Below are 26,703 nucleotides of genomic sequence, written 5' to 3'. Positions count from 1 at the left end.
GGCCCCCGCGGGGCGGTCCGGGTGGTGGAGACCTCGTGGCCGTCCTCTCCGGTACCGGCCCCGGCCCCCGGCCGGCGGAGGAAGAGGCAGGTCGCGCGGGGGTGAACAGTTCCGGAAGACTTGCCCGGCCCTGCGGCGGCCCGGAGGCGGCCCGGTCGCCGGACCAGGGGCCGGGCCGCCCGCCGCGCCTCCCGCAGGGGCGGGTCCCGCCCGCCGGCCCGGACACCGGGCACACCGCGCACACGGGACGGCACAATGGGTCCATGCCGATACCCAGCCGCGCCGCCCTCGTCGACCACCTCGTCCGCACGCGTATCGCCGGGAACGTCGCCACACCGCGCGACAACAACCTCTCCCACTACCGCAAGCTCGCCAACGGCGACCGCCACTACTGGCTGGGTCTGGAACTCGGCGACCGCTGGACCGACGAGCAGGACGTGCTCGCGGTGATGGCCGAGCGGTGCGGCGTCAACGACGACCCCGCGCACCGGCAGGGCCAGGACACCATCGACCCCGAGCTGACGGTCGACGCCCTGGAGCGGATGGCGGCCCGCCTGCGCAAGGCCGCCGACGGCCGCGAGCGGGTCCTCTTCGCCACCGGCCACCCCGGCGGCCTGCTGGACGTGCACCGGCGGACCGCGGACGCGCTGCGCCGCGCCGGCTGCGAGATCGTCCGCATCCCGTCCGGTCTGATGGCGGACGAGGGCATGGTCTTCCAGTTCGCCGACGTCGCGATGCTGGAGCGCGGAGCCACCCTGTGGCACACCCACTCCCCGGCCCCCATGGCCGCCGTCCTGGACGCCATGGCGCACCTGGGCCGCCCGCTGCCCGATCTGGTCGTAGCGGACCACGGCTGGGCGGGGTGCGCCGGACAGCGCGGACTGGACGCGATCGGTTACGCGGACTGCAACGACCCGGCGCTCTTCCTCGGCGAGGCGGAGGGCTCCCTCCAGGTCACGGTCCCGCTCGACGACCACGTCACCGACCCGCGCTTCTACGACCCGATGACGGACTACCTGCTGCACGCGGCGGGGCTGCTGGAGGAGGAGCCCGCGGAGGACGCCGCGGGCTCCGAAGAGGCCGGTCGGCCGGTCGCGTGACCGGTTCCGGCGGGTGAACCGCGCGGCGGCCCCGTACGCGTCAGGGGCCGCCGCGCGCGGCACCGGCGGGGCGCCCGAGCCCCGCGGAACCATGCGCCCCGGAACCGTACGCCCCGGAACCGTACGCCCCGGAACCGTACGCCCCGGAACCGTGCGCCCCGGAACCGTGCGCCCCGGGTCAGGACCCGCGGCCCGCCCGCCGGGCCCGTCCCGGCGTCGGGTCCAGGTACACGCGCCGGATCGACGGGAACCGCTCGCGCAGCCGGGCCTCCGCCTCCTCGCAGGCCCCCTCGACCTCGGCCGCGGTGGCCGTGTCCCGGAAGTCGACCTTCGCGGCGATCAGCATCTCGGTCGGCCCCTGGATCAGCGTGGTCAGCTCCAGGACGTCCACGATGTGCGGCACCGACAGCAGTTCCTCGCGCACGCCCCGGCGCACCGCGGCGGGCAGCGGCCGGCCGATGAGGAGCTGCGCGTTGGAGCGGCCCAGCACCCACGCCACGTACACCAGCAGCAGCCCGATCAGGCAGGACGCGATCCCGTCCCAGACGCCCGAGCCGGTGAGCTGGCCGCCCAGCAGGCCGCCCGCCGCCAGCAGCAGCCCGGCCAGGGCCGCCGAGTCCTCCATCACGACGGCCTTCACCGCCGTGTCGGGGGTGTGGCGCAGGTAGTACGCGTCCGGCACCCGCAGCCGTGACGCCTCGCGCCGCACCTGTTTGACCCCGGTGCGCAGGGAGTAGCCCTCCAGGAGGAAGGCGACGGCCAGCACGATGTACGAGACGAGCGGGTCGCCCGGCTCCTCGCCCGCGACCAGGGTGTGCACCCCGTCGTAGATCGAGAAGACGGCCCCGCCGACGAAGGTGGCGATGGAGGCGAGCATCGCCCAGATGTAGCGCTCCGGGCCGTAGCCGAGGGGGTGTTCCTCGTCGGCGGGCTTTCCGCTCCGCTTGAGCGCGGCGAGGAGCATGACCTCGGTGACGGTGTCGGCGACCGAGTGGGCCGCCTCGGAGAGCATCGCACTGGAGCCGCTGATCAACCCGGCGGCGGCCTTGGCCACGGCGATGCCGAGGTTGGCGGCGGCCGCCACGATCACGGTGAACGTGGATTCCCCGCCGCTGTCCGTGCCGTCCGTGCTGTCCGTTCCGTTCGCTTCGACGTCACTCATGGTGGGGAGTATGTCCGAAATGCTGCTGCGGATGCGGCTCATCACCGGGGAACGCGGACGACGCCTTCCTGGATGACGGTGATCGCGAGGCGTCCGTCGGCGGTGTGGATGCGGGCCTGCCCGAGCCCGCGCCCGCCGGAGGCCGAGGGCGACTCCTGGTCGTACAGCAGCCACTCGTCCGCCCGGAACGGCCGGTGGAACCACATCGCGTGGTCCAGGCTCGCCCCGACCACGTCCCCGACCGCCCAGCCGCCCCGCCCGTGGGCCAGCAGCACCGAGTCGAGCAGGGTCATGTCGGAGACGTAGGTGGCCAGGCAGACGTGCAGCAGCGGGTCGTCGGCCAGCTTGCCGTTGGTCCGGAACCACACCTGCGAACGGGGTTCGCGCGCCTCGCCCACGGTGGCGAACGGCGGCGTGTCCACGTAGCGCAGGTCCACGGCCGCGCGTGCCTCGATCAGCCGGTCCACCACGCCCGGGGAGCTGAAGCGGTCCGCGTACCGGGGCAGCATCTCGGCGGCGGTCGGCAGCGTCTCGGGGTCGGGCGCGGAGGGCATGGGCACCTGGTGCTCCATGCCCTCCTCGTGCGCCTGGAAGGACGCGGAGAGGTGGAAGACCGGCTGCCCGTGCTGGACGGCGACGACGCGGCGGGTGGTGAAGGAGCGCCCGTCGCGGATGCGGTCCACGGTGTAGACGATGGGCGCGCCGGGGTCGCCCGCCCGCAGGAAGTACGCGTGCAGGGAGTGGGCGGCGCGGTCGGCGGGGACGGTGCGGCCCGCGGCGACGAGCGCCTGGGCCGCCACCTGGCCGCCGAAGACCCGGGGCACGAGCGAACTGCGGCTCGTACCCCGGAAGATGTCCCGCTCGATCCGCTCCAGGTCGAGCAACTGGAGCAGATCGAGCAGGGGATCAGGACGCTCGGTCATGGAGGGAAGGCAACCCCTCTACAGACCCATGGACTTGGCGATGATCGACTTCATGACCTCGCTGGTGCCGCCGTAGATGCGGTTGACCCGGTTGTCCGCGTAGAGGCGGGCGATCGGGTACTCGTTCATGAAGCCGTAGCCGCCGTGGAGCTGGAGGCAGCGGTCGATGACGCGGTGCGCGACCTCGGTGCAGAACAGCTTCGCGGAGGCCGCTTCGGCCGCCGTCAGCTCGCCGGCGTCCAGCGCCTCCAGCGCGCGGTCGGCGACGGCCTGGGCCGCGTCCACCTCGGCCTGGCAGGCGGCCAGTTCGAACTTGGTGTTCTGGAACGAGGCGACGGTCTTGCCGAAGACCGTGCGGTCCTGCACGTATTCCTTGGCGAACCGGACGGCCGCCGCGGCCTGGGCGTACGCGCCGAAGGCGATGCCCCAGCGCTCGGAGGCCAGGTTGGTGCCGAGGTAGCCGAAGCCCTTGTTCTCCTCGCCCATCAGGTCCTCGACGGGGACCTTGACGTCGACGAACGCCAGCTCGGCGGTGTCGGAGACCCGCAGACCCAGCTTGTCGAGCTTGCGGCCGACCGAGTAGCCCTCGGACTTCGTGTCCACGGCGAAGAGGGAGATGCCGAAGCGGCGGTCGTCCTCGCGGGGGGCGGCGGTGCGGGCGCAGACGATCACGCGGTCGGCGTGGACGCCGCCGGTGATGAAGGTCTTCGCGCCGTTGAGGACGTAGTGGGTGCCGTCCTCGGAGAGCTTGGCGGTGGTCTTCATGCCCGCGACGTCGGAGCCGGTGCCCGGCTCGGTCATCGCGAGGGCCCACATCTCCTCGCCGGAGGCGAACTTCGGCAGCCAGCGCTTCTTCTGGTCGTCGGTGGCCAGCATCTTGATGTACGGCAGGCCGAGCAGCGTGTGCACGCCGGAGCCGCCGAAGGAGACGCCCGCGCGGGCGGTCTCCTCGTAGATGACGGCCTCGTACTTGTGCGAGTCGATGCCCGCGCCGCCGTACTCCTCGTCGACCTCGATGCCGAAGATGCCCAGCTCGCCCAGCTTGAGGTAGAAGTCGCGCGGGGCCTGGCCCGCGGCGAACCACTCGTCGTAGACCGGCACGACCTCGGCCGCGATGAAGGCGCGGATGGTCTCCCGGAACGCCTCGTGGTCCTCGTTGAATACCGTACGGCGCACGGGGTGCCTCCTTGGTCGGCGGTCGCGTCGTCCTCGGCTAAGCGCTTGCTCAGTCCTCCTCCGAAGTTACCCGCCGGTTGTGGCCGCTGTCCAGGGTGATGCTCGGCACCCGGCCCGATCGCCGGAAGTCCGGTTGTCAGTGGGGTGGGGGAGGATCGGGACCGGAGGGCGACGGCCGCGGCCACGGGCGCGGGCCGCGTACGGAACGCAACGGAAAGCAACGGAACGCATCGGGGGCCGACGTGGGAATCGTGAACGGGCGGGAGACCGAGGGGCCAAGGGCCGGCGGCCGCGGGGAGGCGGGGGAGTGAGGCTGGAGGACCTGGCCCGGCTGCGGCGGGCCCGCGACCGGATGGACCGCGCGTACGCCGAACCGCTCGACGTCCCCTCGCTGGCGCGCGACGCCCTCATGTCGGCGGGCCACTTCTCCCGCAGCTTCCGGGCCGCCTTCGGCGAGACCCCGTACAGCTATCTCATGACCCGCCGCATCGAGCGGGCCAAGGCGCTGCTGCGGCGGGGCGACCTGTCCGTCACGGACGTCTGCTTCGCCGTCGGCTGTACGTCGCTGGGCTCGTTCAGCACCCGGTTCACGGAGCTGGTCGGGGAGAGCCCGAGCGCCTACCGGGCCCGCCCCCACGACGCCGGCGGGGCCGTCCCCGCGTGCGTCGCCAAGATGCTCACACGACCGGTCAGAAACGGAGAAGCGGATCGCCCGCCCCCGCCCGTAGCGTGAAACCCATGGACATCAAGCTTTCACAGTGCTTCATCGCCGTCGACGACCACGACAAGGCGCTCGCCTTCTACCGCGACGCCCTGGGTATGGAGGTGCGCAACGACGTCGGGTTCGAAGGCATGCGCTGGGTGACCGTCGGGTCTCCCGCGCAGCCGGACGTCGAGATCGTCCTGGAGCCCCCGCTCGCGGACCCGAACGCCCCGGCCGCCGACCGGCGGACCATGGCCGAGCTCCTCGCCAAGGGCATGCTGCGGGGCGTCATCCTCGCCTCCGACGACGTGGACGCGGCCTTCGAGCAGGTCCGCGCCGCGGGCGGCGAAGTGCTCCAGGAACCGATCGACCAGCCGTACGGCGCCCGCGACTGCGCCTTCAGGGACCCTTCCGGGAACATGCTGCGCATCACCCAGGCGAAGAAGTAGCACCGCCCGCCGACCGCACACCCCGCACACCCGCCCGCAGGGCCGGGGCCCGTCGTCCGGGCCCCGGCGTCCGGCCTCGTCCCTCCCGCAGGGCCCGTAGGCTCCGCGTACGGGCGCGGACGCCCGCCACAGCCGTACAACCAGCCGCAACAGCCGTACACGCAGCCGGACTTACCCACCCGGCGAGCTCTGGCGCACCAGTCGATGGAGAGACGACGAGCATGGCTCCGAGAACGAAGACCGAACAGCCGACGGCCCCGCACGCAGCCGACAGCCACGACCTGATCCGTGTGCACGGCGCGCGCGAGAACAACCTGAAGGACGTCAGCATCGAGCTGCCGAAGCGCCGGCTGACGGTGTTCACCGGGGTCTCCGGTTCGGGCAAGAGCTCGCTGGTCTTCAGCACCATCGCCGCCGAGTCCCAGCGGCTGATCAACGAGACGTACAGCGCGTTCGTCCAGGGGTTCATGCCCTCCCAGCCGCGGCCCGACGTCGATGTCCTCGACGGTCTGACGACGGCGATCATCGTCGACCAGCAGCGCATGGGCAGCGACCCCCGCTCCACGGTCGGCACCGCCACCGACGCCAACGCCATGCTCCGCATCCTCTTCAGCCGGCTCGGCGCCCCGCACATCGGCCCGCCCGGCGCGTTCGCCTTCAACGTCCCCTCGGTCACCGCGAGCGGCGCGATCACCGTCGAGCGCGGCGACAAGAAGGCCGTCAAGGCGACGTTCAGCCGTACCGGCGGCATGTGCCAGCGCTGCGAGGGGCGCGGCACCGTCTCCGACATCGACCTCAGCCAGCTCTACGACGACTCCAAGTCGATCTCCGAGGGCGCGTTCACCATCCCCGGCTGGAAGTCGGACAGCTGGTGGACCGTGCGGATCTACGCCGAGTCCGGGTTCCTCGACCCGAACAAGCCGATCGCCGACTTCACCGAGAAGGAGATGCGGGACTTCCTCTACCGGGAGCCGACCAAGGTGAAGGTGGAGGGCTCCACCCTCACCTTCGAGGGCCTGGTCCCCAAGATCCAGAAGTCGTTCCTGTCCAAGGACCGCGAGTCGATGCAGCCCCACATCCGGGAGTTCGTCGACCGCGCGGTCACCTTCGCCACCTGCCCCGAGTGCGAGGGAACCCGGCTCACCGAGGCCGCCCGCTCCTCGAAGATCGGCGGGATCTCCATCGCCGACGCCTGCGCCATGGAGATCCGGGACCTCGCGGAGTGGGTCCGGAACCTGGACGAGCCCTCGGTCGCCCCGCTCCTCGAAGCGCTCCAGCAGACACTGGACTCGTTCGTGGAGATCGGCCTCGGCTACCTCGCCCTGGACCGCCCCTCCGGCACCCTGTCCGGCGGCGAGGCCCAGCGCGTCAAGATGATCCGCCACCTCGGCTCCTCGCTCACCGACGTCACCTACGTCTTCGACGAGCCGACCATCGGCCTCCACCCGCACGACATCCAGCGGATGAACGACCTGCTGCTGCGCCTGCGCGACAAGGGCAACACGGTCCTGGTCGTGGAGCACAAGCCCGAGGCCATCGCCATCGCGGACCACATCGTCGACCTCGGCCCCGGCGCCGGTACGGCGGGCGGCACCGTCTGCTTCGAAGGCACCCTGGACGGCCTGCGCGCCTCCGGCACCGTCACCGGCCGCCACCTCGACGACCGGGCCGCCCTCAAGGAGGAGGTCCGCAAGCCCACGGGCGCGCTGGAGATCCGGGGGGCCGCCTCCCACAACCTCCAGGACGTGGACGTCGACATCCCGCTCGGCGTCCTCACCGTCATCACGGGCGTCGCCGGCTCCGGGAAGAGCTCCCTGGTCCACGGCTCGATCCCGGCGGGCGAGAACGTCGTCTCGGTCGACCAGAGCCCCATCAAGGGCTCCCGCCGCAGCAACCCGGCGACGTACACCGGCCTGCTGGAGCCGATCCGCAAGGCGTTCGCCAAGGCCAACGGCGTGAAGCCCGCCCTCTTCAGCGCCAACTCCGAGGGCGCCTGCCCCACGTGCAACGGCGCGGGCGTCATCTTCACCGACCTCGGCGTCATGGCCGGTGTCTCCAGCCCGTGCGAGGACTGCGAGGGCAAGCGGTTCCAGCCGTCCGTGCTCGACTACCACCTGGGCGGCCGGGACATCAGCGAGGTCCTGGCGATGTCGGTCACCGAGGCCGAGGAGTTCTTCGGCTCCGGCGACGCGGCCCTCCCGGCCGCGCACAGGATCCTCGCCCGGCTCGTGGACGTCGGCCTCGGCTACCTGAGCCTCGGCCAGCCCCTGACCACCCTGTCCGGCGGCGAACGCCAACGCCTCAAGCTGGCCACGCACATGGCCGACAAGGGCGGGATCTACGTCCTCGACGAGCCGACCACCGGTCTGCACCTCGCGGACGTGGAACAGCTCCTTTGCCTGCTGGACCGCCTGGTCGACTCCGGGAAGTCGGTGATCGTCATCGAGCACCACCAGGCGGTCATGGCCCACGCCGACTGGATCATCGACCTCGGCCCCGGCGCGGGCCACGACGGCGGCAGGATCGTCTTCGAGGGCACCCCGGCCGACCTGGTCGCGGCCCGCTCGACGCTGACGGGCGAGCACCTGGCGGAGTACGTGGGGCAGTGAGGCGGGCCGGGCACGCGCCGGCGCCTCCGGTACGGTCGCGGCATGCCGTTCTACGTGTACGCCCAGGACCAGCCCGAAGTCGCGGACCAGCTGATGGAGTTGTGCGAGGAGCACTGGTCCTACACGGACCGGTTCGACGACCGGCTGATACTCCGGGGGCCCACCGTGTCCGACGACGGGGAGGAGCACACCGGGAGCGTCCACGTCGTCGACCTCGCCGGCCGGGCGGAGGCGGAGCGGTTCGCGCGGGAGGAGCCGTTCTGGAAGGCGGGCCTCTACCGGGACCTCACCGTGGTCGCGGCCGAGGTGCTGCTGCGCCGTGAACCGGCGGCGGACGTCCCGTACACACTCGTCACCGCTCAGTGGCCCCTGTCGCCCCGCACTACGGGCGGAGCCGTTTCCGGCGACGCCGGGCGGCAGGGCCCGCTGGGCGCGGAGCCGGACGACCGGCTGGTGTTCGTGGCCGCTCTGGTCGACGACGGGGGGACCGGTACGACGGGAGTGGTCGCGGCCGTGCGGGCGCTTCCGGACGAGGCGCGGGACCTGGTCCAGCCGTTCGCGGACCGCCTGGCGGGCGGGCGGCCCGCGTCGCTCACGGTGCGGCGCTGGGAGCGCGGCGGACGGAACTGACGCGGGGAGCCCGTGAACCGCGCGCTCCCGACGCCGCCCACGATTCCCTCCGGCCGCCTCAGGCGGGGCGGCGGGCCGTCCACGTCTCGCGGGTGGACCGTACGACGAGGTCGTCGCGGTGGCGTACGTCCTCGGGCCCGCCGCCGACGAGCCGGTCGAGCGCGGCCAGGTCCTCGGCGCCGACCCGCCCTCCGAGGGAACCGCGGACGCGTTCGAAGACCAGGAACGCGTACCGGCCGGCCCCCTCCGGCAGCGGGGCGCGCAGCTCCCACCGCTCGGCGCGCTCCTGCTCGACGGAGAACCCGGCGGCGGTGAGCAGGGCGCCCCAGTCGGCCCCCCGGTGCGGCAGCCGCTCGGCGTGCAACCCGGCGAGCGCCGCACGGCAGCGGGCCTCCAGCGCACCGGCCTCACCGTCCTCCGGCAGGAAGGTCGGCATCCCGTCGACCTCCGCGACGGCCAGCAGTCCGCCGGGGCGCAGGGCGGAGCGGATGCCCGCGAGGGCGGTGGCGGGGTCGTCCAGGTGGTGCAGGGACGCCGAGGCCCAGACGAGGTCGGCGTCGGCGATCCCGGGCAGTCCCGCCCCGGCGTCGGCCTCCAGCGTCCGCACGCGGTCGCCGAGTCCCCGCTCCCGCGCCCTCGCGACGATTCGCTCCAGCATGGCGGGGGAGTTGTCGACGGCGGTCACCCGGGCGGTGGGGAACTGTTCCAGCAGGGCGAAGGCGCCGGTGCCGGTGCCGGCGCCGAGGTCGACGACGTGCCGGACGTCGTCACCGGCCAGACAGGCGATACGACCGGTGAGCGCGGTCAGGTGGGGTGCGAAGAGAGCGGCGTCGAGGTCGAGGATCTCGGGGAGGCCGTCGGGAGTCGCGCCGGAGTCATGGGTGTGGGCAGAACCCTCATGCGTATGCGTGTGAGGGAGTGGGTGCTGGTGCTGCTGGTGTGCGTGAGCCATGAGGCCGAGCGTACGGAGAGGTTGCGTCATCTGCATACGGGGTTGCCGAAAACGCAAGAAGGTGGGGCCGGGTCCGACCCCGTACGCAAGAGGGGCGACGCCGAGGTGATCAACAGCGCGGCGCGGGCGCACAACCATTCGCCGTACGGATGGTCTTTCTGGGAGGGGGGACAGATGACCCGCCGACCGACTTGATCTGGCCTTCAGGGGGATGAACAGTGAACGCTTCTCGTGTCCGTACCGCTTCGGCGGTGATCGTCGCGCTCGCGGCGACGGCGGTCGCCGTACCGGCTTCGACCGGTACGGCGATGGCGGCCGGACCTGCCGCGGTCGCGCGCCAGCACGTGGACTTCAACGGGGACGGGTACCAGGACATGTACGCCTCGGTGCCCGACGGGACGGTGTCCGGGCTGAAGAAGGCCGGATACCTGGTGGTGTACGCGGGCGACGCGAAGGGCATCAGCCCGGCCCGGCACCAGGTGATCAACCAGAACACGGCCGGGGTTCCCGGCACGGCCGCCGCGAACGCCCGCTTCGGCGGGGGGACGACGGCCGATATCGACCGCGACGGCTACACGGACCTGCTGGCCACGACCGGCACGGGCCAGGGGATCATCCTGTTCGGCGGCAAGCAGGGCCTCGGCGCCCGGTCCGTCGAGTTCCAGGGCAAGGGGCACGCGCTGGGCGACTTCGACGGGGACGGCCGCACGGACGCGGCCGGGATCGAGTCGGGCGACTGGAGCGGCAAGGTCGTCCTGCACGAGGGCATCGGCGCGGACGGCTCGGTCGCCTCCACGCGCACGGCGCTCACCGTGGACGACGGCGTCCGTGTCCTCGAAGGCGTGCAGGCGGTGGACCTCAACAACGACGGCAAGGACGACCTGCTGGTCCGCACCGGTTGCAGTGACGAACCGGACTGCGACAGCACGAATGTGTACCTGTCGACGGGCACCGGCTTCACCCACGCCCCGCTCGTCGCCGCGGCGGGGACGTACCTGTCCCACTCCTCGGTGACGGTCGGTTCGGTCAACGGTGACGCGTACCCGGACCTGGTCTTCACGCGTCAGCCGACCGGCATGGACAGTGACCTGGACTTCCCGAGCAAGGGCGGCGCGGTGGCGGTCGTGTACGGCGGGCCGAAGGGCCAGAACACCGCGCTGAAGCCGAAGTGGATCACCCAGGCCACCGCCGGGGTGCCGGGCGCGGACGAGGCGGGCGACGCCATGGGCGCGAGCGCGGCCGTGGGCGACCTGGACGGCGACGGCTACGGCGAGGTCGTCGTGGGCGTGCCGGGCGAGGACGTGGGCACGGCGAAGGACGCGGGCGGGGTGCTGGTCTTCAAGGGCCGCGCCTCGGGCATCACGGGCGCGGACACGAAGGTGATCGGCCAGTCCACGGCGAACGTCCCCGGGGCCGACGAGAGCGGCGACGCGTTCGGCGGCGAGGTCCACGTGGTGGCCGGAGCCAAGGGCGTACCGGCCACGCTGGCGGTCGGCGCCCCCGGCGAGAACACCAACCAGGGCGGCGTCTGGCTCTTCAAGGGCAGCAGCACCGGCCCGGTCACGCAGGGCAGCGTCTCCTTCGGCGAGTCGAGCCTGGGCGTGACGCCGTCGCCGGTCCGCTTCGGCAACTGGCTGGGCTGACGAGAAGGGCGGCGGGGGCCCCGGAGACGCGCTCGCGACTCCGGGGCCCCCCGCGTGTCCGCCGTCGAGCGGCCTCCTGATCGGCGGGTACGGAAGGCCGCCCCGGAAGAGAGCGCACCGCCTGACCGGGATCTGCTGCCGCTGTGGCCGAAAGAAGCGTTGATAAGGTGGCGCGTGCAACGGAAGTGGCGTCCGATGCAGGGCTGTTGACCGCCAGAACCCCGGGGGCGTCCATGAGCGGTGAAGACGGACAGAGCAGGCTGCGGGTCACAAGCGACCGGCTGACCGCGCTCGCCGACGACCTCGACGCGATGCAGACCCACCTGGACGAGCAGGTCAAGCGCATGGACGCCGTGGTCGACAGCATCGAGGCGGGCTGGCGCGGACCGGCGGCCAAGGCGTACCGGGCCCTGCACCGCGGCGCCGCCGAGGACGCCGTGCGCATCCGCATGGTCCTCCAGCGCCTGGAGCAGGGCGTGAGACTGAGCAGGGACGGGTTCACGGAGCAGGAGCTCGACATCATGGAGCGGCTGCGGCAGATCCAGGTCGAGACGGACGTGAAGGCCGAGGCCGCCGAACTCTCGACGCCCGGCCCGGCTGCCGCCACGCCGCGGAGCAGCCTCGACGACCTGTGAGCGAGGGGGAGAAGGATGACGGACGATGACCACATAACGGTCGACTTCGCGACGCTGCGGAGTCTCACCGGTGAGCTCGAGGACATGCTCAAGAAGCTCAACGAACAGCTGGACCTCTTGTACGGCCGGGTGGAGAAGGTCGTTCTCACCTGGGAGGGCGAGGCCCGTGAGGCATTCGTCGACGAACTCGACAAGTGGGACCGCTCCGCCCAGGACCTGCGGGCGGCGCAGAAGTGGCTGCACGAGGTCGTCACCAAGGGACACGTCAACTACGTCGCGGCACACCAGGCGGTGTTGCGGGGCTGGGGCGCCGGCTGATGGCGGGACCGGGAACCGGCCCGCAGCCGGGGACGCAGGGGCCCGGCCAGAACGGCACCATCGACGTCAAACCGGCGGACCTGTTCCGGGTTTCGAGCGGTGTGGCGATGCAGCAGACCCCGATGGACCGAGGCGCCAAGGACCTCCTGAGCAAACTGAGGGAGCACCCGGACGCCGGGGGCTACGGCACGGCACCCCAGGCGTTCGCCGCCTCCTACGTGAAAGTGGGCAACCGCTTTCTCGAAGTGTGGGCGAAGAGCATCGTCAGCATCGGCGGCGCGGCGGTCGGCTTCACCTCCACGGCCAACAACTACGCCAGGGCCGAAGCGGCCAACGACGCCACCGGCCGGACGAAGGCGGTCACCCAACCGCTCCCGAACGTCATCGAGAAGGCGCCCCAATACGGCTCCGTGCCGAACCTGAAGTGGGGGGACGACGACGGCGGCGACGACTGGATCCGCTCGCTGCTCGAATGGGTGCCGGGTCCGGTCCGCGAGGTGCTGAGGCCGATCGTGAAGCACGCGTTCCGGATGGGCAAGGTCGCTGAGGTCTACCCGTACCCGCAGCAGCATTACCTCAACTCGCTCTCCAAGGCGTGGATGGCGATGACCATGACGCTCTCCATGACCGAGAGCGCCTTGACGGGCAATGTCAGCAGCATCACCCAGCAGAGCAACAGCGAATGGCACAACGCCATGCGCCAGTTCTGCAGCTCGCTGTGGGGAACGACGGCGTGGGGCACGACCACGTCGGGTTACCAGTGGAAGCACGATTCGGCCTCGTCGCCCACCGCTACGCATCCGGTGATGACGGTGTTGTTCGACACCGCCCAGAAGGTCGGCGATCTGCTGTACCAGTTCGCCGAGGCGGCCGTGTACATCAACGGCGAGGTCTGGGACGTGTACTGGGACGCCGTCAAGGAGGCCGTGCCCAAGGTCGAGGTGAACCTGAAGGACGGCGTCGGCATGGACGACGTCAAGGGGTTCATCACGGGCGTGGCGAAAGGGGTCGTCAAGGGTGCCGCCCAGCTCGGCGCCGGCATCGTCCTCAACATCGACACCGCGAAGCTGAACGCGATCGTCGCCGAGTACAACTCGCGCGTCAACGCCCTGGTTCCGAAGATGGACGCGCTGATGGCGCCCCTGGACGAGGCGTACCGGAGCGCACCCTCCTTCCACGCGGAGGAGGCGCGGGCGGAGTCGTTCGGTGCGAGGGCGCTGCACGAATTCAAGAACGAACACCAGTACCTGGTCCCGGGCGAGGACCCGAAGGACCACTTCTTCCCGCTCGATCTCGCGAGCCAGGAAGGGATCGGGAACAGCCATGGGGTGGACAAGCACATCGGCCTCACCGACGAGCAGCTCACCCAGCGGCTGCGCGACCAGAACAACGCGCCGTCCGCTTCGGCCTACAAGGATCTCGCGTCCGCCCAGCGGTACACCCAGGCCGCACTCGACGACGTGGACAACGCGGACCGGATCGAGCGGTGGATCGAGGGAGTGCAGCGGCGGGAGAGGAACAACCCCGCGTGGGATCCGAACAACTCCAAGATCTCCCCGCCGCTGACCCTCACCTTCCCGGACGCCACCGGCCGCACCGTCGAGCGCGCCGACTATGATGCGCACGGTATGGGAGCGACTGCGAGCGAGGTGCGTTCCGCGCAGGTCGCCCTGAAGTACCAGAAGGGCATGGACCCTCCTTTCGTGGTGATCACGTCGTACCCCGTGGCCCCCTGAGACCCTCGGAACTTTCCTGGAGATGATCGCGACGTGATCTCGCACACCGGCAGCCTCTTCAACGACGGGCCGGTCCGACGCGTGGTCGAGACGGCGCTGCGCGTGCGGCGGTCGGGGGGCGCCCTCGCCCTGGACGACGAGTTCAGGCGCTTCGTCCGCACCCTGTCCGCTGCCGACACCTCGCGCTGGCTGTCTCCCGTCACCTCCGTCGCCGCCCTGCTCGATCACACGGCCGACCTGTGGCGCTCCGAGGACCGCGCATTCTTCCCCCGCACGTTCACCGAACGGCTGGACGAGGCGCGGGCCGGTGTTCCGGGAGACGACTACCTGCGTACGCTGGCCGGTCTGCTCCGGACGGCCGACCAGGAGCCGGAAGCGGGGTTCGCCGATCTGCCCCTGGCGGACTGGGAGGCGACAGCGCGCTTTCCGGAGCTTCTCGGGCTCGGCGCCAACTGGATCTACGACGGCGAGTATCCGTCGCCGTCCGAGGCGGTGGCGGCTTTCGCCGAAGCGGAGCATCCGTTCTGCGGCGAGGCGTTCTCCCGGCTGGCAGCCGACGCCCAATCGGTACTCGTGATGTTTCCGCAGCCCGCGGCGCTGTCCGCCAACGTGACGCGGTGGATCCCCTGGGTCTCGCACGATGCGCTGCGCGAGGTCATCCGGACGATCGACGACCATATGCGGACCGAGCATGCGGATTCCTGAACCACGTACAGCCCACAGGGGGTTCTCCGCATGACCGTAAGGACCCGCTCGGCCACCTACCCCGACCGGGAAACCGCCCACTGGGCCACCCAGCAGGTGGTGACCGCCAACGAGCAGAAGATCCACCGCTGGCTCGCGCAGGGCACCCGCGCCCGTCTCGTCATCGAGGCCGCCTGGCCTTCCCGTGAGGAACCTGTCGGCCGCGTCCTGCTGCAGGCGATGATGCTCGCCGGGCGTGAGCCCGTCGAGGTGCGCGCGGCCCGGGTCGTCCTCAAGCGCGAGCCGGCCGGCCCGCACGGCTTCGTCGTACTCACCACCGTCCCGATCTACTTGTAGAGGTCCCACGCCGTGTCCATGAAGCCGCTGGAATTCGACCGCCGCTACGGCGAGTTGGACCAGGTGATGAGGGCCTACACCGGCATGTCCGCCGATGACGGTCCGGACCGGCCGAGCGAGGCCCTGCAGGCGTACCTCCGCCACACCTGGCACACCCGCCCCGGGGCCGTGGCCACCGCCGAACGCCAGATTCGCGAGTACGCCCGCAACCCGCCGGGCCGCCTGCGGCTGGGTCTGGGGGAGTTCTACCCCGTGCCGGACGTCGGGCTGCCCCGGTCGGAGATCCAGGACTGGCTGTTCATCGTCGCGGACCACCTGAGGCGTTCGATCGAGGAAGGCGAGGCGCCTCCCCCGGCGGTACCCCGCACCCACTGGGAGTGGCACGCCCGATTCCCCGAGCTCGGCCAATTCCTCGGCGGCTGGTTCTCGCAGGACATGCCGGACGAGTTCCCGGACCACGACGCGGCCGTACGCGACTACACCGCCACCACGGACCCGCAACTGGTCGCCCGGCTGGCGGGTGAGCTCCGCGAGCTGCTCGCCCTCGACCTCGAGGAGTCCGACTACGCCCTCGCCTCAGCGGAGCTCGGGATGGAGGTGGACCCTCCCCGGCCCTACTCCCCGAGCGGCTGGCTGGCCCACCTCGCGGGCGTTCTGGGCGGATTCAGGGCGGGCTACGGACCCGGTCCGGCCGCCGACTGACTGCGCGGGCCCGGCACGCTCGCCTCCTCGGCCTCACCCCTGCCGCAGCGCGAACCACAGCTCCGCCCGTACGTCCATGTCGTCCAGGTCCTTCCCCAGCAACTCGCCGCACCGCCCGATGCGTTGGCGGACGGTGTTGCGGTGGACGGCGAGGGCCACCGCCGTACGGTCCCAGTTGCCGTGCAGGGAGAGCCAGCAGCGCAGGGTGTCGGCCAGCGGCGCGGTGAGCGGGGCGAGCAGGGCGCGGGCGTGGGCGGCAGCCTGCTCGGGCGGGACCAGGGCGGCCAGGCCGCTCGCGGGGGCGTCCACCGTCAGCGGCGCCCGGGTCGCCCGCGCGTGGGCCAGGGCGCGGGCGGCCAGGGAGTCGGCGGCGTCGAGAGCGGTGACGGGGGTGGGCGCGGACGCGCCGAGGGTCCAGCCGGGCCGCGGGGCGAGCCCGTCCCCCTCCGGCAGCAGCAGGCGGACCGGGACGTCGGCCCCGCCTCCCGTGCCTCTTCCGCCTGCTGCGTCTCCCGCGCCTCTTCCGCCTCCCGTGTCGATCAGGGCCGTGCCCAGCGACGCGCCCAGGGCCCCGGCCGTCAGGGCGTCCGCCGGGGCGCCGTCCGTCCGCCGGGCGTGGACCACCCTCCAGAGGCCGGAACCGGAACCGGAACCGGAGCCGGCGCCGGAGCCGGAGCCGGAGCCGGAGCCGCTGCCGTCGAGGAGCGGGGCCACCTCGGAGGGGGTGGCGCCCAGCAGCATCCGTACCAGGGCCGCCGAACGGACCGCCGCGTCCGCCCCCTGGTGGGGCGCCGCCAGCAGCGACAGCAGGACCACCGCGATGCCCGCCACCGTGTGGTCGCCCGGACCCCGCTGCCGGGCGGCCAGCGTCAGGGCCAGGCCCTCGCCGCCGCCCAGCGCGTAGGCGGACAGGCGGGTGTCGCCGTAGATGTCCGTGGCCGAGGCGGGAGCGCCGGGGCGGTCGCCGGCCACCACGCGGGCCAGGCGGGTCAGGGCGGCCTCCGCCTCCGGGCCCACGTCGCGTCCCGCCGCGTGCACCTCCTCGCCCCGCGCCGTCACCAGGACGGCCCGGCCGTCGAGGTGCCAGGCGAGTTGCCGGAGCACCGCCGGTACGGGGCCGGGGCGGGCCGCCGCGGCCGCCAGCGCCTGCTGGGCGCGGGCCACCCGGCGCAGCTCCCGGTGGCGCGCCTCGGCCATCAGCCGCCACACCGCCCGCGCGATCGCGGTGAAGGGGGTTTCCGGCGGCACCTCCAGCAAGGGCAGCCCGTAGCGGTCGCACGCCTCGGCCAGCCCCCGGGGCACCGCCTCGTGCACCGGCCGCACCCCGAAGCCCAGCGCCGCCGCCCCCGCCTCCACCAGCCGGGAGACGTAGCGGTCCGGGTCGGCGAGCAGTACCCCCGCCGTCAGCAGCAGCTCCCCGCCGAGGAGGTACGGGTACGGGTCGGCCATCTCCGAGGTGTGCACCCAGAGCAGCTCGGCCTCGGCCGGGCCCGCGATCCGGCGCAGGCCCAGGTCCTCGCGGGCCAGGAGTTCCGCCAGGGGGACGGGCGGGGTCAAAGGGGCGGTCGGCGCGGCGGCGTCCGTGGCCGGGGGCGGCGTGTACGGCATGGACGGTTCATCCGTTCAGGGCGAGGCGAGTGGAGCAAACGTACACTTCAGTGCCGGCTCTCGGCGGCCTACCGTCTTCCTCGCGCCTCCGTCCGTCCGCCCGGACGGCCCCGGCGCCCCGCCCCGCGGCACACCGCCGCGGACCACCCGCACACCCGCCCCCGTACGCAACAGAAGGAAGGGCACACCCCATGAGCAGCACCGAGTCGCCGCGCGGCCCCATCGACTCCTCCCGCGTCCCGCGGTACGCCGGGCCCGCGACGTTCGCCCGGCTGCCCCGGCTCGACGAGGTCGGCCGCACCGACGTCGCCGTGGTCGGCGTGCCCTTCGACAGCGGCGTCTCCTACCGGCCCGGCGCCCGCTTCGGCGGCAACGCGATCCGCGAGGCGTCCCGGCTGCTGCGCCCGTACAACCCGGCCCAGGACGCCTCCCCGTTCGCCCTCGCCCAGGTCGCCGACGCCGGGGACATCGCGGCGAACCCGTTCAACATCAACGAGGCCGTCGAGACCGTCGAGGGCGCGGCCGACGACCTGCTGTCCACCGGCGCACGGCTGATGACCCTCGGCGGCGACCACACCATCGCCCTGCCGCTCCTGCGCTCCGTCGCCAAGAAGCACGGGCCCGTCGCCCTGCTCCACTTCGACGCGCACCTGGACACCTGGGACACCTACTTCGGCGCCGAGTACACCCACGGAACCCCGTTCCGCCGGGCCGTCGAGGAGGGCATCCTCGACACCTCCGCCCTCTCCCACGTCGGCACCCGCGGACCGCTCTACGGCAAGCAGGACCTGACCGACGACGAGAAGATGGGCTTCGGCATCGTCACCTCCGCCGACGTCATGCGGCGCGGCGTCGACGAGATCGCCGACCAGCTCCGGCAGCGCATCGGGGACCGCCCGCTGTACATCTCCATCGACATCGACGTCCTCGACCCGGCGCACGCCCCCGGCACCGGCACCCCCGAGGCCGGCGGCCTCACCTCCCGCGAGCTGCTGGAGATCCTGCGCGGGCTCGCCTCCTGCCGCCTGGTCTCCGCCGACCTGGTCGAGGTCGCCCCCGCGTACGACCACGCCGAGATCACCTCCGTGGCCGCCTCGCACACCGCGTACGAGCTGACGACGATCATGTCCCGCCAGATCGCCGCGGAGAAGACGGCGGAGACGGCGGAGACGGCGAAGGACGGCAAGTGAGCCACGACCACGAGGACCGGCCCCGGCTCACCGCCGCCCAGGCCGCCGCCGTGCTGAGTCCGCCGGAGGGACGCAACGGCGGCGACCTCGTCGTCGAGACCCTCCAGGGGCTCGGCGCGACCACCGTCTTCGGGCTGCCCGGGCAGCACGCGCTCGGCGTGTTCGACGCGGTGCGCCGCTCCTCCCTGCGGTACGTCGGGCTCCGCGTCGAGAACAACGCGGGCTTCGCCGCCGACGCGTACGGCCGGATCACCGGCGAGGTCGCCCCGCTCCTGCTCTCCACCGGCCCCGGGGCGCTCACCTCGCTCGCCGCGCTCCAGGAGGCCGCCGCCGCCTCCGCCCCCGTGCTCGTCCTCTCCAGCCAGATCCCGGCGGCCGGACTCGGCGGCGGGCGGCACGGCTACCTCCACGAACTGCGCGACCAGCAGGCGTCCGTCCGCGACATCGTGAAGTCGGTCCACCCCGTGCGGACCGCCTCGCAGATCCCGTCCGCGATCGCCGCCGCCTGGGAGTCCGCCCTGACCGCCCCGCCCGGGCCGGTCTGGGTGGAGATCCCGCAGGACGTGCTGCTGGCCGGGACGGCCCTGCCGGTCGTCAGCGCCATGGACGCCACCCCGCGCGAGCTCTACCCGCGCCCCGAGCTGACGATCGCCGCCGCGCACCTGCTGTCGAACGCCGAACGCCCGGTGGTCATCGCGGGCGGCGGCGTCGTCCGCTCCGACGCCGCGGGCAAACTGCGCGCCCTGGCCGAGAAGATCGACGCCCCCGTCGTCACCACCTTCGGCGGCAAGGGCGCCTTCCCCTGGGAGCACCCGCTGTCGCTGCGCTCCTGGCTGGAGGACCGGCACACCACCGACTTCCTGGAGGACGCGGACGTCCTGCTCGTCGTCGGGTCGGGCCTGGGCGAACTCTCCTCGAACTACCACACCTTCCGCCCCCGCGGCCGGGTGATCCAGATCGAGGCGGACGCCGGGAAGCTGGAGTCCAACCACCCCGCCCTCGGCATCCACTCCGACGCCCGCGAGGCGCTGGCCGACCTCCTGGACGCCGTCGAGCGGCGCGAGGACCCGGAGGCCGCCGAGCGGGTGCGTACGGTGCTGGAGAAGGTACGGGCCCGGATCGACGCGCAGGACCTCGCCCTGGAGCAGCAGGTCCTCGCCGCCGTCCGCGAGGCGCTGCCCGACACCGCGCCCAGCTTCTGGGACATGACGATCCTGGCGTACTGGGCCTGGTCCGCGTTCGACGCCCGCCGCCCCAACACCATGCACTCCGCCCAGGGGGCGGGGGGCCTCGGCTACGCCTTCCCGGCGGCCGTGGGAGCCGCGGTCGCCGACCCGACGCAGCCCGTGCTCGCGGTCTCCGGCGACGGCGGCGCGATGTACTCCCTCGCGGAACTGGCCACCGCCCGCCAGTACGACCTGCCGCTGACCTGGCTGATCGTCGACGACGGCGGCTACGGCATCCTGCGCGAGTACATGACGGACGCCTTCGGCGAGACCACCGGCACCGAGCTGGTCCGCCCGGACTTCGTCGCGCTCGCCGAGTCCTTCGGCGTCCCGGCCGTCCGGGCCACCCCCGGCTCGCTCGCTGCCGACCTCCGCGGGGCTCTGGCGGCCCCGGGGCCGTCCGTCGTCGTGCTGCCGGCGCTGCTGCGGATGTTCGAGCCGACGCACCTGTAGGCGGGGCTGGGCGGGCGGGTCCGGGCCCCCGCGCCCGCCACCGGTCTCCGGCCCCCTGAACCGCCCCGTTTGTTGCGGCGGGATGAAATCCCGAGCGGGGGGTGTTGGTGCCTTCCGGCAGGCCGGGTGGGTCCACCCGGCCGGCCGGACCAGCGGACAGGCCGCGGAGCAGGCCGAACAGGAGGCAACGCGTGACGGGCGCAGATCAACAGGGGTGGGGCCGGCGGCTGACCGGGTACGCGTGGCGGTACCGGCGCAACGTCGTGCTCGCCCTCGGCTCCTCGCTCGCCGGCATGGCCGTCATGGCCCTCGTCCCGCTCATCACCAAGGTGATCATCGACGACGTGGTCACCGACCGCACCCGCTCCCTCGCGGTCTGGACCGGACTGCTCGTCGGGGCGGCCGTCCTCGTCTACGCCGCCACCTACATCCGCCGGTACTACGGCGGCCGGCTCGCCCTGGACGTCCAGCACGATCTGCGTACGGACATGTACGCGACGATCACCCGGCTCGACGGGAAGCGCCAGGACGAGCTGTCCACCGGGCAGGTCGTCGGACGCGCCACCAGCGACCTCCAGCTGATCCAGGGCCTGCTGTTCATGCTCCCGATGACCATCGGGAACGTGCTGCTCTTCCTGATCTCCCTGGTGATCATGGCGTGGCTCTCCCTCCCGCTGACCCTCGTCGCCCTCGCCGTCGCCCCCGCCCTCTGGTACATCGCCCGCCGCTCCCGTACCCGCCTCTTCCCCGCCACCTGGTACGCCCAGAGCCAGGCCGCCGCCGTCGCCGGAGTCGTCGACGGGGCCGTCTCCGGGGTCCGGGTCGTCAAGGGCTTCGGCCAGGAGGACCAGGAGACCGGCAAGCTCCGTGAGGTGGGCCGCCGCCTCTTCGCCGGGCGGCTGCGCACCATCCGGCTGAACTCCCGCTACACGCCCGCCCTCCAGGCCGTGCCCGCGCTCGGCCAGGTCGCCATGCTCGCCCTCGGCGGCTGGCTGGCCACCCGGGGCGAGATCACCCTCGGCACGTTCGTCGCCTTCTCCACCTACCTCGCCCAGCTGGTCGGCCCGGTCCGGATGCTCGCCATGGTCCTCACCGTCGGCCAGCAGGCCCGCGCCGGCGTGGAACGCGTCCTGGAGCTGATCGACACCGAGCCCTCCATGGCGGACGGCACGAAGGAGCTGCCCGCCGACGCCCCGGCCGGCATCGAGTTCGACGACGTCCGCTTCGGCTACGCCTCGCCCCGCTCCGACGCCGCCGCTGCTGATGCGGCCCGCGGAAGCGAAGCCTTCGAACGCCCCGTCCTCGACGGGTTCTCGCTCACCGTCGAACCCGGCGAGACCGTCGCCGTCGTCGGCGCGTCCGGCAGCGGCAAGTCCACGCTCTCCCTCCTGGTGCCCCGCTTCTACGACGTCTCCCACGGCGCCGTCCTCGTCGGCGGCCACGACGTCCGCGAGCTGACCCAGGCGTCCCTGCGCTCCGCGATCGGGCTCGTCCCCGAGGACAGCTTCCTGTTCTCCGACACCGTCCGCGCCAACATCGCCTACGGCGTCCCCGACGCCACCCAGGGGCAGATCGAGCAGGCCGCCCGCGCCGCCCAGGCCCACGGGTTCATCTCCGACCTGCCCGCCGGGTACGACACCACCGTCGGCGAGCACGGCCTCACCCTCTCCGGCGGCCAGCGCCAGCGCGTCGCCCTCGCCCGCGCCATCCTCACCGACCCCCGGCTCCTCCTCCTCGACGACGCGACCTCCGCCGTCGACGCCCGCGTCGAGCACGAGATCCACGAGGCCCTCAGGCAGGTGATGGCGGGGCGCACCACCCTGCTCATCGCCCACCGCCGCTCCACCCTCCAGCTCGCGGACCGCATCGCCGTCCTGGACGGCGGGAAGCTCGCCGCGCTCGGCACCCACGAGGAGCTGGAGCGCACCTCACCGCTCTACCGCCGGCTGCTCACCGACCCCGACGAACTGGGCGGCGCCTCGCCCGGCCACCGGCCGCCGCACACCACCGCGACGGACCCCGACGACGACCGGGCCCTCCAGGAGGAGCTGGACGCGGAGTTCGACGCGGAGCGCGGCATCACCCCCGAGCTGTGGATCCGCGAGGAGGAGAAGCGGGACGCCACCGTCGCCGGGATGCCCGCGACGCCCGAACTCCTCGCCCAGGTCGAGGCGCTGCCCCCGGCCACCGACGCCCCCGAGGTCGACGAGGCCGCCGCCGTGCGTCCGGAGGAGTCGTACGGGCTGCGCCGGCTGCTGCACGGCTTCGGGGCGGCCCTGCTCCTCAGCTTCGGACTGGTCGCCGTGGACGCGGGCATGGGCCTGCTGCTGCCGGTCCTCATCCGGCACGGCATCGACGAGGGCGTCACCCAGCTCTCGCTCGGCGCGGTGTGGGCGGCCTCCGCGATCGCGCTCGTCGTCGTGCTCGTCCAGTGGGCGGCCCAGACCGGCGAGATCAGGATGACCGGCCGGACCGGCGAGCGCATGCTCTACGCGCTCCGGCTCAAGATCTTCGCCCAGCTCCAGCGGCTCGGCCTCGACTACTACGAGCGCGAGCTGACCGGCCGGATCATGACCCGGATGACGACGGACGTGGACGCGCTCTCCACGTTCCTCCAGACCGGCCTCGTCACCGCGTTCGTCTCCGTGGTCACCTTCTTCGGGATCATGGTCGCCCTGCTCGTCCTGGACGTGCAGCTCGCCCTGGTCGTCTTCGCCACCCTGCCGGTGCTGATCATCGGCACGGTCTTCTTCCGGCGCAGCAGCGTCCAGGCGTACGAGCTGGCCCGGACCCGCATCAGCGCCGTCAACGCCGACCTCCAGGAGTCCGTCGCCGGTCTCCGTATCGTCCAGGCGTTCGGCCGCGAGCACGACGGGGCCGCCCGCTTCACCGAGCACAGCGACAGCTACCGCCAGGCCCGGGTCCGCGGTCAGTGGCTGATCTCCGTCTACTTCCCCTTCGTCCAGCTCCTGGCCTCCGTCGCCGCGGCGGCCGTCATGATCGTCGGGGCGGGCCGCATCGAGGCGGGCACGCTGACCACGGGCGCGCTGGTCGCCTACCTCCTCTACATCGACCTGTTCTTCGCCCCCGTCCAGCAGCTCTCCCAGGTCTTCGACGGCTACCAGCAGGCCACCGTCTCGCTCGGCCGCATCCAGGAGCTGCTGCGCGAACCCACCTCGACCGCCGACCCGGACGAGCCGCGCGAGGTGCCTTCCCTGCGCGGTGAGATCGCGTTCGAGGGCGTGTCCTTCGCGTACGGCTCCGACGAGGAGGCCCTGACCGGCGTGGACCTGCGCATCCCGGCCGGTCAGACGGTGGCGTTCGTGGGGGAGACGGGCGCCGGGAAGTCGACCCTGGTCAAGCTGGTGGCCCGGTACTACGACCCCACCAGCGGGCGGGTCACCGTGGACGGGGCCGATCTGCGCACCCTCGACACGACCGCCTACCGGCACCGCCTCGGGGTCGTCCCGCAGGAGGCGTACCTCTTCGCCGGCACGGTGCGCGACGCCATCGCCTACGGCCGGCCCGACGCCACCGACGCCCAGGTCGAGGCCGCGGCCCGGGCGGTCGGCGCGCACGAGATGATCGCCACGCTGGAGGGCGGTTACCTCCACGAGGTCGCCGAGCGCGGCCGCAACCTCTCCGCCGGTCAGCGCCAGCTCGTCGCGCTGGCCCGCGCCGAACTCGTCGACCCGGACATCCTGCTCCTGGACGAGGCCACCGCCGCCCTGGACCTCGCCACCGAGGCCCTGGTCAACCAGGCCACCGACCGGCTCGCGGGCCGCCGCACCACGCTGGTCGTCGCCCACCGGCTGACCACCGCGGCCCGCGCCGACCGCGTCGTGGTCATGGACCGCGGCCGTGTCGCGGAGGACGGCACGCACGAGGAGCTGCTGGCCCGGGGCGGACGGTACGCCCGGCTGTGGCGCACCTTCATAGGGGAGGACGAGCCGGCGGCCGTCGTCTGAGGAGGGCCGGGTCGTCCGGGCCCGCTCCGACCCGGTTGGGGGCGGTCGTGCAACCTCTCGCCGGTCTCCTGCGTCGTAGCCAGAGACGCACGGGTGCGTACAGACGTCAGGTGGGGGCAGAGGTGTTCGACAGGGCTGCGGGACCGTCGGGGCCGGCGCCGCGGAGCGGACCGGGAACGGCCGTGACCGGACCGGACGGACCGGGAACGGCCGCCGGTCCGGGCAGGGCCACCGGGTCGGGCCAGGTCGCCGGGTCAGGTCAGGTCGCCGGGACGGTGACGGCCGCCGGCCCGGGCGGGGCCGCCGGGCGGTCGGCCGCCGCGTTCCGGAAGCGGCGGCTGGTCGTCCGCCTCCTCGTCCTCCCCCTCCTCGCCGGGCTCGTCCCCCTCCTCGCCGCCCCCGGCGCCGCGCACGCCGCCACCGGCTGCTCCGGCCGCCCGGCGAAGACCGTCGAGTTCTCCACCGGAGAGCTGCGCGTCTACAAGAGCCGTGGCCTGGCGTGCGCGGTGACCGTCGCCAAGAAGCCCGGCAAGCGGCGGACGATGAGCGTCACCCTCCAGGCGCGCGGCGGACACGCCGTCACCGACAAGGGCTCGTACACGAAGATGGCCGGACCCGTCACGGTCAACGCGCTCAACCGCTGCGTCCGGGCCTCCGGTGCGATCGGCAAGAAGTCCGCCTCCACCGGATGGATCCTCTGCTGAACCGGCCGGACCGGCCGGACCGGCCGAATCCGCCCCATTCGTCCGCCACTCGGCCGATCTTCTCCACTGACACGGGCAACCGGGTCTGGCGTGGCGTGTGTCGCCCCGATAAGTTCACCGCGAATGTCGTGAACCAAGGGGAGGGTGCATGCGCAAGTCGCTCACAGGGGTTCTCTCGCTCGCCGTGCTCATAGGCACGGTCGGAGCCGCGGGGGCCTCGGCCGGTGCGGCCACCGCCGCGGAACCGGCCGCGAAGCTGAGCAGCGGCGCTGTCGCCGGCAGCGAAGCGAGCAACGAGGACATCAAGGACCGCATCCTGGCGATCCCGGGCATGAGCCTGATCGAGGAGAAGCCCTACGCGGGCTACCGCTACTTCGTCCTCGAGTACACCCAGCCGGTCGACCACCGGCGCCCGTCCAAGGGCACGTTCCAGCAGCGCCTGACCCTGCTCCACAAGGACGTGAGCCGCCCGACGGTCTTCTTCACCAGCGGATACCACGTCTCCACCAACCCCAGCCGCAGCGAGCCGACGCAGATCGTCGACGGCAACCAGGTCTCCCTGGAGTACCGCTTCTTCACCCCGTCGCGTCCGGCCCCGGCCGACTGGTCCAAGCTGGACATCTGGCAGGCCGCCAGCGACCAGCACCGGGTGTTCACGGCGCTGAAGAAGATCTACGACAAGAAGTGGCTGGCCACCGGCGGGTCCAAGGGCGGCATGACCGCCACGTACTTCGAGCGCTTCTACCCGAAGGACATGGACGGCGTCGTCGCCTACGTCGCGCCCAACGACGTCGTCGACAACGAGGACTCGGCGTACGACCGGTTCTTCCGCAACGTCGGCACCGAAGAGTGCCGCGACAAGCTGGCCGGAGTGCAGCGCGAGGCGCTGATCCGCCGGGCCCCGCTCCAGAAGAAGTACAAGGAGCTGGTCGCCGAGCAGGGCTGGACCTTCAACACCATCGGTTCCCTCGACCGCGCCTACGAGGCCACGGTCATGGACTACGGGTGGGCGTTCTGGCAGTACAGCCTGCTCGCCGACTGCGCCGACATCCCGGCCGACGCGAAGAAGGCCACGGACGACGACATCTGGAACACCGTCGACGCCATCTCCGGCTTCTCCGCCTACGCCGACCAGGGCCTGGAGAGGTACACCCCGTACTACTACCAGGCGGGTACGCAGCTCGGGTCGCCGGACATCAAGCAGCCGTGGCTCGCCAAGCTCAGCCGCTACGGCTACCAGCCGCCGCGCAACTTCGTGCCCCGCTCCATCCCGATGACGTTCGACCGGGGCGCGATGCGGGACATCGACCGCTGGGTCAAGCACAACGCCCGGCAGATGATGTACGTCAACGGCGAGAACGACCCGTGGAGCGCGGAGCCGTTCCGCCTCGGCCGCGGCGCGCGGGACAGCGCGGTCTACACCGTCCCCGGCGGCAACCACGGCGCGAAGGTCTCCGGTCTCCCCGAGGCCCAGAAGGCGAAGGCCACCGCGGCGATCCTGCGGTGGGCGGGCGTCGCCCCGGCGGCCGTCGAGGCGGACCCGGCGAAGGCGAAGCCGCTGGCGAAGTTCGACACCAGGCTGGACCGGCGCAACGGCGAGGTCGAGCGCGACGAGGCCATGCTGCGTCCGTAGCGTCAGCGTCCATGGCGTCCGGGCGCTTCTGCGGGCGTCCGCGGCATCCGTGCCCGTCCCCTCGGACGGGCACGGACGACGGCCCCGGCGGCCGGCCCCGGCGGGCCGCCCGCCGGGGCCGGCCCGTGCGCCCCGCACCGCA

General features: G+C 72.6%; 23 protein-coding genes. 17 read left to right on the top strand and 6 right to left on the bottom strand.

From position 1 onward, the window contains the following. Nucleotides 1-263: 263 nt before the first annotated feature. Nucleotides 264-1,100, top strand: coding sequence for a phosphatase (locus AMK24_RS07505; RefSeq protein ID WP_073766312.1), 837 nt, complete (start codon nucleotides 264-266; stop codon nucleotides 1,098-1,100). Here AMK24_RS07505 and AMK24_RS35390 read toward each other — a convergent pair. Genes AMK24_RS35390 through AMK24_RS07485 form a run of 4 tightly spaced genes read right to left on the bottom strand, consistent with a single transcriptional unit; the run spans nucleotide 1,013 to nucleotide 4,361 of the window. Continuing rightward, nucleotides 1,013-1,282: a pentapeptide repeat-containing protein gene (locus AMK24_RS35390; RefSeq protein ID WP_384737913.1), complete on the bottom strand. Its 270-nt coding sequence runs from the start codon at nucleotides 1,280-1,282 to the stop codon at nucleotides 1,013-1,015. The genes AMK24_RS07505 and AMK24_RS35390 overlap by 88 nt on opposite strands. Beyond that, nucleotides 1,279-2,262 carry a cation diffusion facilitator family transporter gene (locus tag AMK24_RS07495; RefSeq protein ID WP_073766719.1) on the bottom strand — a complete coding sequence of 328 codons (984 nt, stop codon included), beginning with the start codon at nucleotides 2,260-2,262 and terminating at the stop codon, nucleotides 1,279-1,281. The genes AMK24_RS35390 and AMK24_RS07495 overlap by 4 nt, the downstream gene beginning before the upstream one ends. 41 nt (nucleotides 2,263-2,303) lie before the next feature. Continuing rightward, a complete protein-coding gene (locus AMK24_RS07490; protein WP_073766310.1) occupies nucleotides 2,304-3,185 on the bottom strand; it encodes an acyl-CoA thioesterase in 882 nt (293 codons plus the stop codon). Nucleotides 3,186-3,203: 18 nt separating this feature from the next. Beyond that, the gene (locus AMK24_RS07485) at nucleotides 3,204-4,361 is read right to left on the bottom strand and encodes an acyl-CoA dehydrogenase family protein (protein WP_030277503.1); all 1,158 of its coding nucleotides are present in this window, start codon (nucleotides 4,359-4,361) and stop codon (nucleotides 3,204-3,206) included. A gap of 307 nt (nucleotides 4,362-4,668) precedes the next feature. Here AMK24_RS07485 and AMK24_RS07480 point away from each other — a divergent pair, with 307 nt between their 5' ends. The 4 genes from AMK24_RS07480 to AMK24_RS07465 all read left to right on the top strand — a co-directional run bounded on the left by AMK24_RS07480 (nucleotide 4,669) and on the right by AMK24_RS07465 (nucleotide 8,752). Beyond that, on the top strand, nucleotides 4,669-5,094 hold the full coding sequence (locus AMK24_RS07480) for a helix-turn-helix transcriptional regulator (protein ID WP_073766309.1): 426 nt from the start codon (nucleotides 4,669-4,671) through the stop codon (nucleotides 5,092-5,094). 5 nt (nucleotides 5,095-5,099) lie between these two features. Further along, nucleotides 5,100-5,513 (top strand): VOC family protein, encoded by a 414-nt coding sequence (locus AMK24_RS07475; protein WP_073766307.1) that lies wholly within the window; start codon nucleotides 5,100-5,102, stop codon nucleotides 5,511-5,513. A 221-nt stretch (nucleotides 5,514-5,734) separates the two neighbouring features. Continuing rightward, nucleotides 5,735-8,122, top strand: coding sequence for an ATP-binding cassette domain-containing protein (locus AMK24_RS07470; protein ID WP_073766305.1), 2,388 nt, complete (start codon nucleotides 5,735-5,737; stop codon nucleotides 8,120-8,122). A 42-nt stretch (nucleotides 8,123-8,164) separates the two neighbouring features. Beyond that, the gene (locus tag AMK24_RS07465; RefSeq protein ID WP_073766303.1) at nucleotides 8,165-8,752 is read left to right on the top strand and encodes a YciI family protein; all 588 of its coding nucleotides are present in this window, start codon (nucleotides 8,165-8,167) and stop codon (nucleotides 8,750-8,752) included. A 58-nt stretch (nucleotides 8,753-8,810) separates the two neighbouring features. Here the strand turns inward: AMK24_RS07465 and AMK24_RS07460 are convergent, their stop codons facing one another. Next, nucleotides 8,811-9,704 (bottom strand): class I SAM-dependent methyltransferase, encoded by an 894-nt coding sequence (locus tag AMK24_RS07460; RefSeq protein WP_073766301.1) that lies wholly within the window; start codon nucleotides 9,702-9,704, stop codon nucleotides 8,811-8,813. Between the two features lie 218 nt (nucleotides 9,705-9,922). Here AMK24_RS07460 and AMK24_RS07455 point away from each other — a divergent pair, with 218 nt between their 5' ends. From AMK24_RS07455 to AMK24_RS07420, 7 genes are all read left to right on the top strand, one after another. After that, complete coding sequence (locus AMK24_RS07455) at nucleotides 9,923-11,347, top strand: FG-GAP and VCBS repeat-containing protein (RefSeq protein WP_073766299.1); 1,425 nt, start codon at nucleotides 9,923-9,925, stop codon at nucleotides 11,345-11,347. Between the two features lie 233 nt (nucleotides 11,348-11,580). Beyond that, nucleotides 11,581-11,982, top strand: coding sequence for a WXG100 family type VII secretion target (locus AMK24_RS07450; RefSeq protein ID WP_073766297.1), 402 nt, complete (start codon nucleotides 11,581-11,583; stop codon nucleotides 11,980-11,982). Nucleotides 11,983-11,997: 15 nt separating this feature from the next. Beyond that, on the top strand, nucleotides 11,998-12,300 hold the full coding sequence (locus AMK24_RS07445) for a WXG100 family type VII secretion target (protein ID WP_073766295.1): 303 nt from the start codon (nucleotides 11,998-12,000) through the stop codon (nucleotides 12,298-12,300). Beyond that, complete coding sequence (locus tag AMK24_RS34625) at nucleotides 12,300-14,036, top strand: RNase A-like domain-containing protein (RefSeq protein ID WP_242435028.1); 1,737 nt, start codon at nucleotides 12,300-12,302, stop codon at nucleotides 14,034-14,036. Before AMK24_RS07445 ends, AMK24_RS34625 begins: the two co-directional genes overlap by 1 nt. Nucleotides 14,037-14,069: 33 nt before the next feature. Further along, nucleotides 14,070-14,741, top strand: a complete 672-nt coding sequence (locus tag AMK24_RS07430) for a hypothetical protein (RefSeq protein ID WP_073766293.1) — start codon at nucleotides 14,070-14,072, stop codon at nucleotides 14,739-14,741. 30 nt (nucleotides 14,742-14,771) lie between these two features. Continuing rightward, nucleotides 14,772-15,077, top strand: coding sequence for an RNase A-like domain-containing protein (locus AMK24_RS07425; RefSeq protein WP_073766291.1), 306 nt, complete (start codon nucleotides 14,772-14,774; stop codon nucleotides 15,075-15,077). Nucleotides 15,078-15,089: 12 nt separating this feature from the next. Continuing rightward, the gene (locus AMK24_RS07420) at nucleotides 15,090-15,779 is read left to right on the top strand and encodes a contact-dependent growth inhibition system immunity protein (RefSeq protein WP_073766289.1); all 690 of its coding nucleotides are present in this window, start codon (nucleotides 15,090-15,092) and stop codon (nucleotides 15,777-15,779) included. A gap of 33 nt (nucleotides 15,780-15,812) precedes the next feature. Here the strand turns inward: AMK24_RS07420 and AMK24_RS07415 are convergent, their stop codons facing one another. Continuing rightward, nucleotides 15,813-17,387 carry a PucR family transcriptional regulator gene (locus AMK24_RS07415; protein WP_073766287.1) on the bottom strand — a complete coding sequence of 525 codons (1,575 nt, stop codon included), beginning with the start codon at nucleotides 17,385-17,387 and terminating at the stop codon, nucleotides 15,813-15,815. Nucleotides 17,388-17,578: 191 nt separating this feature from the next. Between AMK24_RS07415 and speB the strand changes: the two genes are divergently transcribed. The 5 genes from speB to AMK24_RS07390 all read left to right on the top strand — a co-directional run bounded on the left by speB (nucleotide 17,579) and on the right by AMK24_RS07390 (nucleotide 26,561). Further along, nucleotides 17,579-18,577 (top strand): agmatinase, encoded by a 999-nt coding sequence (speB, locus tag AMK24_RS07410; RefSeq protein WP_073766285.1) that lies wholly within the window; start codon nucleotides 17,579-17,581, stop codon nucleotides 18,575-18,577. After that, complete coding sequence (locus AMK24_RS07405) at nucleotides 18,574-20,256, top strand: thiamine pyrophosphate-binding protein (protein ID WP_073766283.1); 1,683 nt, start codon at nucleotides 18,574-18,576, stop codon at nucleotides 20,254-20,256. The genes speB and AMK24_RS07405 overlap by 4 nt, the downstream gene beginning before the upstream one ends. A 191-nt stretch (nucleotides 20,257-20,447) precedes the next feature. Continuing rightward, the gene (locus AMK24_RS07400) at nucleotides 20,448-24,224 is read left to right on the top strand and encodes an ABC transporter ATP-binding protein (protein WP_073766281.1); all 3,777 of its coding nucleotides are present in this window, start codon (nucleotides 20,448-20,450) and stop codon (nucleotides 24,222-24,224) included. A gap of 275 nt (nucleotides 24,225-24,499) precedes the next feature. Further along, the gene (locus tag AMK24_RS07395; protein WP_384579296.1) at nucleotides 24,500-24,928 is read left to right on the top strand and encodes a hypothetical protein; all 429 of its coding nucleotides are present in this window, start codon (nucleotides 24,500-24,502) and stop codon (nucleotides 24,926-24,928) included. A gap of 148 nt (nucleotides 24,929-25,076) precedes the next feature. After that, nucleotides 25,077-26,561 carry a S28 family serine protease gene (locus AMK24_RS07390; RefSeq protein ID WP_073766279.1) on the top strand — a complete coding sequence of 495 codons (1,485 nt, stop codon included), beginning with the start codon at nucleotides 25,077-25,079 and terminating at the stop codon, nucleotides 26,559-26,561. The last annotated feature ends 142 nt before the right edge of the window (nucleotides 26,562-26,703 follow it).

Origin of the sequence: Streptomyces sp. CB02366, from assembly GCF_001905905.1 — a bacterium.
Classification (GTDB): domain Bacteria; phylum Actinomycetota; class Actinomycetes; order Streptomycetales; family Streptomycetaceae; genus Streptomyces.
This window is presented reverse-complemented; position numbering and strand designations above follow the sequence as displayed.